The following is a 303-nucleotide window of genomic DNA, read 5'->3' as shown; positions in this document are numbered from 1 at the left end:
GCGTTGAAGGTGAGGATGTTGATCATCGGCAAGCCGCAGCGCTTGCCCACTTCACAGTCGTTAAAGTCGTGCGCCGGGGTGATTTTGACGCAACCGGTGCCCTTGGTCATATCGGCGTGTTCATCACCGACGATCGGGATGCGGCGACCCACCAGCGGCAGTTCAATAAATTTGCCAATCAGGTGCTGGTAGCGCGGGTCTTCCGGGTTAACCGCAACACCGGTGTCTCCGAGCATGGTTTCCGGACGTGTTGTGGCGACCACAATATAGTTCTGGGTGTTGCCATCGGCGTCGGTGCAGGTC

General features: G+C 58.1%; 1 pseudogene. It reads right to left on the bottom strand.

The window, feature by feature from the left end:
• Positions 1 to 303 (bottom strand): annotated as a pseudogene (locus Q4563_RS18610) (class I tRNA ligase family protein); the annotation flags it as partial.

This window comes from Gilvimarinus sp. 1_MG-2023 (assembly GCF_030548285.1).
This window is presented reverse-complemented; position numbering and strand designations above follow the sequence as displayed.